This window comes from Acuticoccus sp. I52.16.1, from assembly GCF_022865125.1.
In the GTDB taxonomy this organism is placed as follows: domain Bacteria; phylum Pseudomonadota; class Alphaproteobacteria; order Rhizobiales; family Amorphaceae; genus Acuticoccus.
In genome coordinates this window covers 724,096-736,465 of record NZ_CP094828.1, presented here as the reverse complement: position 1 = coordinate 736,465, position 12,370 = coordinate 724,096, and the positions used below count along the sequence as shown (strand labels likewise).

The 12,370-nt window shown below is 71.1% G+C and carries 10 protein-coding genes; 3 read left to right on the top strand and 7 right to left on the bottom strand.

Translation table 11 applies throughout. The features are described from left to right. Positions 1–3: 3 nt before the first annotated feature. Complete coding sequence (locus MRB58_RS03320; protein WP_244780290.1) at positions 4–1,281, bottom strand: PLP-dependent transferase; 1,278 nt, start codon at positions 1,279–1,281, stop codon at positions 4–6. Beyond that, positions 1,278–2,603: an aromatic ring-hydroxylating dioxygenase subunit alpha gene (locus MRB58_RS03315; RefSeq protein ID WP_244780289.1), complete on the bottom strand. Its 1,326-nt coding sequence runs from the start codon at positions 2,601–2,603 to the stop codon at positions 1,278–1,280. Before MRB58_RS03315 ends, MRB58_RS03320 begins: the two co-directional genes overlap by 4 nt. Before the next feature lie 108 nt (positions 2,604–2,711). Between MRB58_RS03315 and MRB58_RS03310 the strand changes: the two genes are divergently transcribed. Continuing rightward, entirely contained in the window at positions 2,712–3,692 is a 981-nt protein-coding gene (locus MRB58_RS03310; RefSeq protein WP_244780288.1) for a LysR family transcriptional regulator, read from the top strand. 5 nt (positions 3,693–3,697) lie between these two features. On the opposite strand, the gene MRB58_RS03305 is transcribed toward MRB58_RS03310, so the two are convergent. From MRB58_RS03305 to MRB58_RS03290, 4 genes are read right to left on the bottom strand one after another with little or no spacing between them, the layout of a single operon-like run. After that, a complete protein-coding gene (locus MRB58_RS03305; RefSeq protein WP_244780287.1) occupies positions 3,698–5,746 on the bottom strand; it encodes an ABC transporter ATP-binding protein in 2,049 nt (682 codons plus the stop codon). Continuing rightward, entirely contained in the window at positions 5,743–6,627 is an 885-nt protein-coding gene (locus tag MRB58_RS03300; RefSeq protein ID WP_244780286.1) for an ABC transporter permease, read from the bottom strand. The genes MRB58_RS03305 and MRB58_RS03300 overlap by 4 nt, the downstream gene beginning before the upstream one ends. Further along, positions 6,624–7,589 carry an ABC transporter permease gene (locus MRB58_RS03295; RefSeq protein WP_244780285.1) on the bottom strand — a complete coding sequence of 322 codons (966 nt, stop codon included), beginning with the start codon at positions 7,587–7,589 and terminating at the stop codon, positions 6,624–6,626. Before MRB58_RS03295 ends, MRB58_RS03300 begins: the two co-directional genes overlap by 4 nt. Before the next feature lie 3 nt (positions 7,590–7,592). Continuing rightward, positions 7,593–9,269, bottom strand: coding sequence for an ABC transporter substrate-binding protein (locus tag MRB58_RS03290; protein WP_244780284.1), 1,677 nt, complete (start codon positions 9,267–9,269; stop codon positions 7,593–7,595). A 210-nt stretch (positions 9,270–9,479) separates the two neighbouring features. Here MRB58_RS03290 and MRB58_RS03285 point away from each other — a divergent pair, with 210 nt between their 5' ends. Then, positions 9,480–9,767, top strand: a complete 288-nt coding sequence (locus MRB58_RS03285; RefSeq protein WP_244780283.1) for a hypothetical protein — start codon at positions 9,480–9,482, stop codon at positions 9,765–9,767. A 68-nt stretch (positions 9,768–9,835) separates the two neighbouring features. Here the strand turns inward: MRB58_RS03285 and MRB58_RS03280 are convergent, their stop codons facing one another. Further along, positions 9,836–11,338, bottom strand: a complete 1,503-nt coding sequence (locus MRB58_RS03280) for a M81 family metallopeptidase (RefSeq protein ID WP_244780282.1) — start codon at positions 11,336–11,338, stop codon at positions 9,836–9,838. Between the two features lie 163 nt (positions 11,339–11,501). On the opposite strand from MRB58_RS03280, the gene MRB58_RS03275 reads away from it, so the two are divergent. Further along, positions 11,502–12,266, top strand: a complete 765-nt coding sequence (locus tag MRB58_RS03275) for an SDR family NAD(P)-dependent oxidoreductase (protein WP_244780281.1) — start codon at positions 11,502–11,504, stop codon at positions 12,264–12,266. Positions 12,267–12,370 lie beyond the last annotated feature (104 nt).

The window sequence follows — 12,370 nt, the reverse complement described above, 5'->3', positions numbered from 1 at the left end:
GCGTCAGGTCCGCGCGAGAGGTCGGATGGCGCCGAGCGCCTGGTCGAGGTCGGCAATGAGGTCGTCCGGATGTTCGAGCCCGATGGAGATGCGCAGCGACGCGTCGTCGACGCCGACGGCGGCCCGCACCTCCGGGGCGACGGAATAGTGGGTGGTGGTCGCCGAGTGGCAGATCAGCGTTTCCGTGCCGCCGAGGCTGACGGCCATCCGGATGACGCGCAGCCGGTCCAGCATCGCGAACGCCTCCCGCTCGCCGCCGTCGATGCGGAACGAGAAGGTCGACCCCGCGCCGCGGCACTGCCGGTCGTAGACGGCGCGCGCGGCCGTCCCCTCGGCGAGGAAGCCGAGATAGCTGACCGCGGTGACCTTGGCGTGATCGTTCAGGAAGGCGGCGACGGCGGCGGCGTTCCTGGCCGCGCGCTCGGCCCGGAGCGGCAGCGTCTCCAGCGAGCGCAGGGTGAGCCAGGCCGAGAACGGGTCGAGGTGCGTGCCGAGCGAGGTGCGCAGCTTGCGCACCGGCAGCAGCGCCGCGGCCGACCCGGTGACGGCCCCGCCCAGGACGTCCGAATGGCCGCCGGCATACTTGGTGAGCGAGGTGATGGCGAGGTCGGCGCCCTCTTCGAGCGGGCGCTGGGCGAAGGGGCCGAGGAAGGTGTTGTCCACCACCACCAGCGGGCGATGGCTGCTGCGCCCGAGCGCCTTGGCGGCGGCGACCACGGCGCGGATATCGGTCAGCCCGGCAGTGGGGTTGGCGGGCGATTCCACCATCACCAGCGCGAGGCGGCCGGCGGCGGTGGCGCGGGCCATCGCCTCGGCGATGGCGGCGGGGGCGAGTGCGTCGGTGATCGCGAACGCGCGCACGCCGAGGTCCGCGAGCAGCCCGTTCAGGAGGCCCAGCGTGCCGCCATAAAGCGGCGCGGTGTGGACGACGGTGTCTCCCGGTCGCACGGTGGCGAGCAGCACGGCCGAGATCGCCGCCATGCCCGAGGCGAACGCGGCGCACGCCTCCGCGCCGTCGAGCGCGGCGAACCGCTCCTGCACCATGCGCAGGTTGGGATGGTCGAGCCGGGCGTAGATGAATTCCGCCTCGTCCGGGTGCGTGCTCTGGAAGAAGGTGCGGTGCGCCTCCTTGGCGGCGGCCGCGGTCGGGTAGGTGAAGGTCGACGTCAGCACGATGGGCGGCTTGACCGCGCCGTAGGCGGCGGCCGCGTCGTAGCCGTGGCCGATGGCGATCGTCTCGGGATGGTGCGGCCCGGCGAGCCGCTCCGGCACGTCGCTCATAGGTGGCCGGCGCCGGAGTAGGTGGAATAGGCGTCGTTGGCCGCGTCCCGCAGCGCCAGCGGGACCAGCTGGTCGAGGTCGTTGCGGACCATGCGTTCGGGCAGCGGCTCGAACCCGGCGCGGGCGGCGACGTAGCGGCACGCGGTATCGAGGTACCACTCGGTGAAGCGCTTCACGTACGCCTCGTCCCGCTCGTTGTAGGGGCCGGGGGTGTAGCCGATCGAGTTGACGCCGCGCTGGTTCATCTCGACGAGGTCGCGGTCCTGCAAGTTGGTGACGGTCCACAGGTGGATCAGCCGGTCGACGTCGTAGTCGACCCCCTCGACCGCGTCCTTGTGGACGAGCCACTTGCAGGTCACCACCGTCTCGTTCGGACCGGTGGGCATCGCCGAGAACATCACCGTCTGATCGGCGGTGGAGTGGCAGAAGACGTGCGGCTCGATCGCCCAGCGCAGGGAGCCGATGTCGGCCGGGGTGTCGACCATCAGCTTCGCCACTGCGAGCGCGCCGTCGATGGTGAGGGACTGGCTGCCCTCCTTCAGCGGAAACCGCTCGATCTGCCACCAGGGACCGAAATAGGGGCCGAGGCCGAGGCCGTAGTCGCCCATCTTCGCCGCGAAGGCGCCGTAGTGCGCGTTGCCGGCGCTCGCCATCGTCTCGCCGAGGTCCTCGATCGGGAAGGTGAGGCACAGTTCCGGATGACCGGTCGCGCAGTGGTAGCACTCGCGCGCGTTCTCCATGACGAGCTTCCAGTTGCCTTTCTCGACCAAGGTCGAGGTATGGGCGACTTTGGCGTTCTCCAGATCGTGCGGCGCCAGCATGGGGGCGAGCTCGGCCTCGAAGCGGGCGAAGGCCGGCGCCTCGGCCGCGAGGCAGACGAAGACCACCCCGGCCACTTCGCGCAAGTGGATGGGGTTGAGGCCGTGCGAGGCGGCGTCGAACCCGGGCTGCATGTTGCGAGCGTGGACGAGCGTTCCGTCGAGGTCGTAGACCCACTGATGATAGGGGCAGGTGAGGCGGGCGCGCCGGCCCGGACCGTCGGCACAGACCTGCGCGCCGCGGTGGCGACAGGCATTGTGGAAGCCGCGCAGCACGCCGTCGGTCCCGCGCGTCAGGACGATCGGCGAGCCGGCCAGGGTCAGCGCCAGATAGTTGCGCGCGGCGGGGATCTCGCAGGAAAAGGCGGCGAGGAGCCAGGTTGAGCCGAACACCGCCTTCCGATCGAATTCGTGGATATCGGGGCTGTTGTAGAGCGCTTGCGGCAATGTGTGACCGGGCTTGCACTCGCCCAAAAGTCCGCCGATCCTCGCGAGGTCGAGCATCGCCCTGTCTCCCTCTGCCCATATCGTGTGCGACGATAGAATTTAAGCAGGGAAGCCGGAGTCGCTCCAATTCTATTTTATCATGGCCCCATCGAATTGAGGCAAGGGATGGCGCGTCGGGCGGGTGAGCGGGACGACGACGAGCGCGGCGGCGGCGGGCCGGCGAACGGCACCGGCGCGCGCATCTGGCTGCCGCTCAACGCGCTGCGCGCGTTCGAGGCGGTGGCCAAGCAGCAATCGTTCACCGCGGCCGCCGCCTCGCTGCACGTGTCGCAAAGCGCGCTCTCGCGGCATGTGGGGCGCCTGGAGGAGCTGATCGGCCGCCGCCTGTTCGACCGCAAGCCCGGCGGCGTGACCCTGACCGCCGAGGGGGCGGCGCTGCTCCCGGTGCTGACCGCCTCGTTCGACCGGATCGAGACGACGCTGCGCGGCCTGCGGCAGGAGAGCGCCGGGCCGCGCCTGTTGCGGGTCCACATGCCGCCGACCTTCCTGACCGTCTTCGGGATGGGTCTGCTGAAGGAGTTCCGCGCCGCCTTCCCGGACGTGCTGATCGACGTGTCGTCCACCAACGGTGTCGGCCTGCCGGCGCAGCGCGCGCTCGACGTGGCGGTGGTGTTCGACAAGCCGCGCGTGGACGACCGTGTGCGCGATCTCCTGTGGACCGTGAGCTGCACGCCGGCCGCGTCGCCGGACATGGTGGCCGAGACGGCCGAGACGGCCGGCGGGTCGCTGGAGCGCGTCCTGGCGCGGGCCGAGCTGCTGCACGTGAAGCTGGAGGACGAGCCGTTCGGCGTCTTCTGGGCCGACTATGTGCGCCAGCGCGGCCTCACCATCGACGAGCGCCGCGGGCTCGCGTTCGACACCGAGGCGCTGGCGGTGCAATGGGCCGTCGGCGGCGGCGGTGTCGTGCTGATCGACGAGCGGACGTGGGGGCCCGAGGTGACCGCCGGCCGCCTGGTGACGCTCGGCCCCCGCGTCGACACCGCCTACGGCTACTACCTCACTCTCCATCCCGACGACCTGCACGACCCGGCGATCGCGCTGTTCCGCTCCTTCCTCATCGGACGGTTCGCACAGCAAGGAGCATAGTCCGGTCAGGCGTCGGCGAGGTCGCGCCGCGGTCGCGGCGGCGCACCGCCGACGCGGCCGAGCGCACTGCGCGGCAGGTGGCAGCGGATGCCATGGCCGGACGTGTCGTCGTCGAGCGGCGGCTCCTCGGTCTCGCAGACGGGGCCGAACTTGCGCGGGCAGCGGGTATTGAAGACGCAGCCGGTCGGCGGATCGAGCGGGCTCGGGATCTCGCCGGTGAGGCGGATGCGCGTCCCCCGTTCGCCGGTGATGGTGGGCGCGGCGGAGAGCAGCGCCTCGGTATAGGGGTGGTGCGGCCCGTCCAGCACTGCCGACGCGGGGCCGATCTCCATGATGCGCCCCAGGTAGAGGACCGCGATCCGGTCCGAGAGGTGGCGCACGACGCCGAGGTCATGGCTGATGAGGATGTAGGAGACGCCCCGCTCGCGCTGCAACTCGGTGAGGAGGTTGAGGATCGCGGACTGCACCGAGACGTCGAGCGCGGAGGTCGGCTCGTCGCACACCACGACGCGCGGCGCCGCGGCGAAGGCGCGGGCGACGGCGACGCGCTGCTTCATGCCCCCGGAGAGCTGGCGCGGGCGCGCGGGGAGCTGGCGCGGGGTGAGGCGCACGGCCTCCACCAGGCGCGTGATCTCGGCCGCGCGCGCCTTGCCGGTGAGGCCGGCGAGCTTCTTCACCGCGCGGCCGATGAGGTGCTTGACCGTATGCGCCCGGTTCAGAGCCGAGTCCGGGTTCTGGAAGACGATCTGCAACGCCTTCACCTGCTCGCGTGTCCGCTTCTGGACCGCCGCCGGCACCGGCGCGCCGTCGATCGCGATGGTGCCGCCGTCGTCGTGCTCCACCAGCCCCAGGAGGAGGTTGGCGAGGGTCGACTTGCCCGAACCGGACTCGCCGACCAGCCCCAAAGTCTCCCCTGCGGCGAGCGTCAGGTTGACGTCGCGCAGGGCGTAGATCGGCTTGCCGCCCAGCGTGTAGGTCTTGGAGAGGTGGGTGAGTTCGACGACCGGCCGCGCGTCGGCGCGGATCTCGGGCGCCGCGGCGACGGTGCCGACGCGGGGCAGGGCGTCCACCTCGTCGTGGCAGTGGCAGCGGCTGCCGTGGCCGGGGGAGACCGGGTAGAGCGGCGGCGTCTCGCTGCGGCACCGCTCGCGGGCGAGGCCGCAGCGGGGCGCGAAGACGCAGCCGACCGGGATGGAGCCCGGCGGCGGTGGAAAGCCGGGGATCGTGTCGAGGTGGCCCTCGCCCTTGCGCAGGCCCGCGCGCGGCAGGCAGCGCAACAGGCCGACGGTATAGGGATGGCGCGGCCGGGCGAAGATCTCGCGCGCGTCGCCCTCCTCGACGAGGCGGCCGGCGTAGAGCACGCCGACGCGGTCGCACAGCCCGGCGATGGCGCCGAGATTGTGGCTGATGAAGAGGATCGACGCGCCGAACTCGCGCCGCAGCGCCTGCACGAGGTCGAGCACCTCCGCCTCGATGGTGGCGTCGAGCCCGGTCGTCGGCTCGTCGAGGACGAGGAGGGCGGGGTCCTTGGCGAGCGCCATGGCGATGACCACGCGCTGCTGCATGCCGCCGGAGAGCTGGTGCGGGTAGCTCGCCATCACCCGCGCGGGGGCTGAGATGCGAACCCGGCCGAGCATCTCCTCACCACGCGCCCACGCCGCGCGCCGGCTCTCGCCGAGGATCTCGAACACCTCGCCGATCTGCCGGCCGATGGTGAGCGACGGGTTCAGTGCCTTGCCCGGATCCTGGAACACCATGGCGACGTCGCGCGCGCGCACCTTGCGCAGCTCGCCCGCGTCCAGCGCCTCGATGTCGTAGCCCCGCACCTTCGCGGTGCCGGACGAGACGCGTCCGTTGGGCGGCAGCACCCGCTGCACCGCCAGCGCCACCGTGGACTTGCCCGACCCCGATTCGCCGACCAGCCCGTAGGCCTCGCCGCGGCGGACGGTGAGGGTGACGTCCTTCAGCACCGGCAGGTCCCGCCCCCTCACCCGGTAGTCGACCGAGAGGCGGTCCAGCTCCAGCGCCGGTGTGCGGTCGGCCGCGATGCTCATTCGGCCAATGCCCTCTGCACCGATTCGGCCACGAGGTTGACGCCCACCACGAGCGAGGCGACGGCGACGGTCGCGGGCACCACGGTCCACCAGAAGCCGCCGACGAGGACGCCGTAGTTCTCGGAGATCGTGAGCCCCCAATCGGGCGAGGGCGGCTGCACGCCGAAGCCGAGGAAGGAGAGCGAGGCGATGGTGAAGATCGCATAGCCGAGCCGGACCGTCGCCTCGACGATGATCGGCGGCCAGATGTTCGGCAGGATCTCCACGAACATGATGTGGAAGGCGGTCTCCGCGCGCACCGACGCGGCGGCGACGTAGTCGAGGTGGCGCTCGGCCAGCACCGCGGCGCGCACCGTGCGCGCGACGATGGGGGTGAAGACGAGGCCCACCACCACGACCACGGTGGGCGTGGACGGACCGAGCGCGACCAGCACCAGGAGCGCCACGATGATGAGGGGCAGTGACAGCATCACCTCGATGATGCGGCCGACGACGGCGTCCACCCAGCCGCCGAAATAACCCATCGAGAGCCCGACCGCGGTGCCGGTGACCGTGCCGATGAGCGTGGCGAGCGGGGCGACGATGAGGATGTCGCGCGCCCCGCAGATGACGCGGGAGAAGACGTCGCGGCCGATCATGTCGGTGCCGAACCAGTGCGCGGCGGACGGCGGGGCGAGCGTGGCGAGAAGGTCGTCCGCGAACGGATCGTAGGGAACCAGGCTGTCGCCGAAGATCGCGCAGCCGACCCAGAAGAGGACGATCGCGGCGCCGACGAGGAAGGTCGGAGTGGTCAGGAGGATCGCGGCGGTCGAGCGGGCGCGGCGCGGCGCCTCGGCGACATCGGTCGCGGGCGCGGCGGCGGCCGGGTCGGCCACGGTCATCGCTTCAGCCCCGCGCGCAGGCGCGGGTTGAGCATCACGACCAGCGTGTCGGCGATCAGCGTCACCAGGATGAAGAAGGCGCCGATGGTGAGGACCCCGGCCTGCAACATGGCGAAGTCCTTGCCCTTGGCGGCGGTCAGCACGAGGTTGCCGATCCCCTGGTAGCGAAACAGCGTCTCCACCACCACGAGCCCGCCCAGCGCGTAACCGGCCTGGGTGGCGATGACGGTGATCGTCGGCAGCAGCGCGTTGCGCAGGACATGGCGGTTGAGGACGGTGCGCCAGGGGAGGCCCTTGAGGATCGCGGTGCGGGTGTAGTCGGCCGAAAGGGCCTCGATGGTGCCCGAGCGTGCCATCCGCGCGATATAGCCGAACAGCACGATGACGAGCGGCAGCGCCGGCAGGACGAGGTGTTGCAGCTGCACCAGCGGTCCGGCGCCGGGCGGCCAGGACGCCGTCAACGGCAGCCAGCGCAGCAGCACCGCGAACACCAGGATGAGCACGATCGAGGAGACGAACTCCGGGATCACGGTGAGCGACAGCGAGGCGATGGAGACGATACGGTCGACCGTCCGCCCCGCATTGAGCGCGGCGACGACGCCGGCGCCGATCGCCAGCGGCACCACCAGCACGAAGATCACCGCCACCAGCTTCAACGAGTTGACGAGCGCGGCGCCGACGAACGGCGCCACCGGCTGGCGATAGGTGTAGGACTGGCCCATGTCGCCGGTCAGCATCGCGCCGATCCAGTCGAGATAGATCCGGACCGGCGGGCGGTTGGCACCGAGCTGTTCGTTCAGTGCCTCGACCGCCCGAATGTCGGCGAGGGGGCCGAGGATCGCGCGGCCGGGGTTGCCGGGGAGCACCTGCGTGCCGACGAAGACGACGATCGACAACAAGAAGAGCGTCAGCAGGCCGAGGGCGAGCCGCCGCCCGACCGCGCGCAGGAGGCCCCGCCCCACGCGCTAGCCCTTGGTGGCCTGGGTCAGGAAGATCTGGCCCATCGCCGTGGTCTCCACCCCCGCCACCGTCGGCCCGGTCGCCGAAAGATAGTCGTAGAAGTAGGGGAAGATGATCGGCGTCTCGTCCAGCAGCAGCGTCTGGATCTTGCCGGCCAGCTCGGTCTGCACCTCGAGGTCGACCGCGGCGATGTAGTCGGCCACCAGCTTGTCGTAGGTGGGATTGTCGAAGTTGGCCGAATTCCAGGTGCCGGTGGACAACAGCGGCGCCGAGAGGAAGACGTTCGGCGTGCCGCGGTGGCCGTAGTCGGTGATGCCGAACTCGCTGTCCAGCCAGTCGGATTTGCCGGGTACGGCGTCCCCGTAGTAGGCGCCGACGTCCTCGATCTTCAGCTCGATCTCGATGCCGATCTCGGCGCCGAAGTTCTTCAGCAGCGTCGCCAGCGTCGGCAGCTCCTGCATCTGCATGGTGGTGAGCGTGGTGTTGAGGGACGTCGCGCCCGCCTCCGCCATCAGCGCCTTGGCCTTGTCGATGTCGCGGGCGCGCTGCGGCACGCTGGTGTCCGTCGAGGGGAAGACCGGGGCGAAGGGCGAATCGTTGCCCAGCGAGGCCATGCCCTGGAAGAGCCCGTCGACGAGCTTTTGCCGGTCGATGGTGAGCGCCATCGCCTGGCGGATGCGCTTGTCGGCGAAGGGGCCCTCCCGGGTCTTCATGTGGACCTGGCGGTGCGTATTGGCCTTCAACTGCAGGATCTTGGCGGCCGGATTGTCCAAGAGCGGGCGCGCGCCCTGGACGTTGACCTGCTGGATGACGTCGATCTGTCCGCCCAGAAGGCCGAGCACCTGCGGTTGCAGGTCGTCGTAGAAGTTCAACTCGATCCGAGCCGGCAGCGGGGGACCGGCCCAGTAGTCCTCGTTGCGCACGTACGTCGCGCCGACCTTGGGCGTGTAGCTCTCGCGCTTGAAGGGCCCGGTGGCGATCATCGTGCCTTCGAACGCGTCCGGGTCGGTGTCGGCTGGGACGATGATGGCGTTATAGTTGTCGGTCGAGACGTAGTAGGGGAAGTTGCCGTTGGGCGCGTCGAGCGTGAACTCGACGGTGAGATCGTCGATCTTCTTGATCCCGCCCGGCGAGAGCACGCCCTTGAAGGCCGATAGCGCGTTGGAGCCGTTGGCCGGGTCCGCGAGACGCTTGATGGAGGCGACCACGTCGTCGGCCGTCATGGTGCCACCGTCGTGGAACTTGACCCCCTCGCGCAGCTTGAAGGTCCAGACGGTGCCTTCCTCGTTGGCGCTCCATTCGGTGGCGAGCATCGGCCGCAGAACGAGGTCCGGCCCGTCCATCACCAGGAAGTCGCCGACGATCTGCAGCGGCAGCAGGCCGCCCTGGTCGGCCACGGTGACGGGGTTGATGGCGCCCGAAGGCGTTATCTGCGCGACGCGGATGGTGGCGCCGGGTGCCCCCTGGGCGCGGGCCGACCGCAACCCGGCGAGGCCGACGGTGCCGAGGGCCGACCCCATCAACGCGGCGGAAAGGCCGAGGCGCGAGCCATGGCGCAGGAAGGCGCGTCGATCGAGGCGGCCGGCAATCAGGTTGTCGATGACATTGTTGTCGAGCTCGGAGCGCTCGCGGCGGAGCTGTTCGAGCCGACGGAAGGCGGTGGTATTGGGAAGCCGAGACATCTGTCACCCCCATTTTGCAATTCTTCTCATCAACGCAATTTACATGCCGCTCGTCCATCGTCCGGAAGGGTGAGACGGCGCTTTTTTCTCGCGCGCCGCGAACAGCCGCAGCCGCGAGACGGCGCGGGCCCCGACCGGCGCGAGCGACGATCGCCGCCGCCCGTCCGGCTCCGGCGTGCGTATCCGGCGCGCACAGCGCCGCGAAATCCTGTGATTGCCAACACGAAGTCTGGCCCCGGACGGCTCTATTTCAGCCGAAAGCAAAACATCGGTGCGGTCAGACAGATGTCACACATGCTCTCGGTTCACGGTTCGTCGGTGTTCGACCGGTTGGCGACGCGCGGTCGCACGGCATGGGGCGCGCTCGCGGTGGCCGTGACGGCGTTCGCGCTGCGGGCGACCGCGCCGATCCGCGAGCCCTACCATCCAGAGCGGCATTATATGCGCGGGCCCGGCCCGGCGACGGCCCGCAAGGCGCAACGCAGCCACGGCCGTTGAAGCCGGGCGCGGTCGACCCCGGCGCCACGTGCCCCTCGGCGCCTCCCCCACGTTCGCCGCGAGACCGATCAGCCGGGTGCCGGGGCGCGTGGGCGGCCGACGCTTCGCACCGCCTCCTCGAAGCACCAGGCGACGTCGTCGAGCGGGTAGAAGGGGCGGGCGACGGTGAACGGCAGGTCGGCCGGGCGGAACGCGGTCAGGCCGGGCGTGTCGACCGTGATGCAACGAGCCGTGCCGGCGAAGGACAGCTTGTAGTGATTGGCCGAGCGCGTCACGACAACGTCCTGCTCGGCGACCGGGATGCCCATCGTCTCGTAGAAGGCGGGGTCGTGGATGTTGGGGGCGCGGCTCGTCACCACCACGCTGAGGCGCCCGTGGGTCAGCACCGCCGCGCGCCCGAAGTCGGCCGCGACGCCGTTCATGTATGGACCGGTGTTGTGGAACCGCGCGTCCCGCACGGCGGCGACGGTCCAGGTGGCGCGCAAGGGAGCGATCTCGGCGTTGACGCCGCCGCCGACCGAAAGGTCCAGCACGGCGCCGACCCCGGCGGCCTGCGCGGCGGCGACGGCGGCGGGGTCGTAGATGCCGCTGGCGACGGCGAGGTCGCCCGCATCGAGCGCCTTGGCGGCGATGAAGGCCGAATCGCCCGGCCCGCCACCGACCACGCGGTCCCCCTGGTCGCCGAGGGCGAGCACGACGTCGCTCCGGCGGGCGAGCGCGAACGCCTCGTCGACGGTGGTGAGCCGCTCGTCGAAGTCGGCGCGATGGGCCCAGAGGCATTCCGCCAGCTCCCGGCAGGCGTCCGGCGCGGCGCCGGTCCCGTCGTCGTAGGCCAGCACGACCTGGCCGATGTCGGGAAGGTCCAGGAAAGGCTGCACGTTGAAGACGGACACGTCGACGATGCCGGGGTGCGCGCGCCAGCGGTCGGCGATCGCCCCCAGTTCCACCAGGGGGCCGCGGTCCGTCTCGTCGTTGCCGCGGGTGATGAAGGGGAGGCGGACGGCCACACCGCGCGGCGGCCCCTCGCGCAGGGCGCGGTCGAGGAGGCGCATGGCGCGCTCGCCGGTCTCGAAGATGTCGCGGTGCGGGTTGGTACGGTAACCGGTGAGGATGGTCGCCGCGTCCAGCATCGCAGGGGTGATGTAGCCGTGGAGGTCGAGCGCGACGGCGATGGGAACCTCCGGGCCGACCGCCTCGCGGATGCGCGCCAGCAGGACGCCCTCGGTATCGCCGGTCCGCGCGGCCACGGTGGCGCCATGCAGGTCGAGGCAGACGGCGTCGAATCCGCCGGCCGCGGCGGCGGCGACGAGGCGGTCGGCGACGTCCTGGAAGACCGCCTCGTCGATCGGGCCGCCGGGGCGGGCACGCGCGATCAGCGTGGGCACCGGCGTCGCGCCGAGCGCGTCGCAGGCGGAGACGATCCCGGCGAGCGCGGTGCGGCTGACGCGCGCCTCGGCGAGGGCGGCCGCGCCGTGGACGACGGCGACGTCCTCGCGAGCGGTGACGAGCGGATTGAACGAGTGACCCTCGTGCCAGAGCTGGCCGACGAGGATGCTGCGCGCGCGGGACATGGGCGGACTTCCGGGTGCGGTGGACGGGCGCGCCGGCCGGGGTCGGCGCCAAGGGGCGTGGGCGAGACGGCGAGCGCGGCGGGGGATGCGGCGCGGGCCGATCCGGTCTCTATAATGCGGCGAGCGGGATGGAACGCCGCACAATGATAAGAGACTGAACCCAATGACCGATCTATTCGACCTCACCGGGCGGAGCGCCCTCGTCACCGGCGGCACCTCCGGCATCGGCCTCGCGATGGCGCAGGGGCTGGCGCGCAAGGGCGCCAGCGTCGCCGTCTCCGGCCGGGACGCGGCCAAGGCCGAGGCGGCGGCCGAATCGCTCCGTGCCCTCGGCGGCGAGGCGCTGGCGCTGACCGCCGACGTCGCCGACGAAGCGGCCTGCGCGGGCCTGGTCACGGACACCGTGGCGGCGTTCGGCCGGATCGACATCCTGGTGAACAACGCCGGCACGAACCTGCGCAAGGCGCCGGAGGCCTACACGGTCGAGGAATGGCGCGCGCTGATGGACACCAACCTGACGAGCGTCTTCGTCGCCTCCAAGGCGGCGTTCGCGCACATGAAGGCGAACGGCGGGCGGATCATCAACACGGGGTCGATGACGTCGATCTTCGGGGCGCCGTTCGCCGCACCCTACAGCGCGTCGAAGGGCGGCATCGTGCAACTCACCAAGGCGCTGGCGGTGGCGTGGGCGCAGTACGGCATCCTCGTCAACGCGGTGCTGCCGGGCTGGATCGCGACGCCGTTGACCGACCAGCTGCGCAAGGACGTGCCGACGATCAACGACGCGATCCTGGCGCGCACGCCGGCGGCGCGCTGGGGCCGTCCGGACGACTTCGAGGGCATCGCGGTCTTCCTCGCCTCGCCCGCGTCGGCGTTCGTGTCCGGCACGGCGATCCCGGTCGACGGGGGCTACGCCGCGGCGGTCTGACGATCGCTCGGCAGAGGGCAGATATTGTCCACAAGGCGCTGAAATCGCTTGGCCTGCGAGGCCAATCGGCGAGAATGGCGGCGTGGCGCCCGTGCCCGCCGCCC

Excerpts from the sequence above, each read along its gene's own strand:
- MRB58_RS03320 (WP_244780290.1), bottom strand. The coding sequence starts at position 1,281 with ATGAGCGACGTGCCGGAGCGGCTCGCCGGGCCGCACCATCCCGAGACG.
- MRB58_RS03315 (WP_244780289.1), bottom strand. The coding sequence starts at position 2,603 with ATGCTCGACCTCGCGAGGATCGGCGGACTTTTGGGCGAGTGCAAGCCC.
- MRB58_RS03310 (WP_244780288.1), top strand. The coding sequence starts at position 2,712 with ATGGCGCGTCGGGCGGGTGAGCGGGACGACGACGAGCGCGGCGGCGGC.
- MRB58_RS03305 (WP_244780287.1), bottom strand. The coding sequence starts at position 5,746 with ATGAGCATCGCGGCCGACCGCACACCGGCGCTGGAGCTGGACCGCCTC.
- MRB58_RS03300 (WP_244780286.1), bottom strand. The coding sequence starts at position 6,627 with ATGACCGTGGCCGACCCGGCCGCCGCCGCGCCCGCGACCGATGTCGCC.
- MRB58_RS03290 (WP_244780284.1), bottom strand. The coding sequence starts at position 9,269 with ATGTCTCGGCTTCCCAATACCACCGCCTTCCGTCGGCTCGAACAGCTC.
- MRB58_RS03280 (WP_244780282.1), bottom strand. The coding sequence starts at position 11,338 with ATGTCCCGCGCGCGCAGCATCCTCGTCGGCCAGCTCTGGCACGAGGGT.
- MRB58_RS03275 (WP_244780281.1), top strand. The coding sequence starts at position 11,502 with ATGACCGATCTATTCGACCTCACCGGGCGGAGCGCCCTCGTCACCGGC.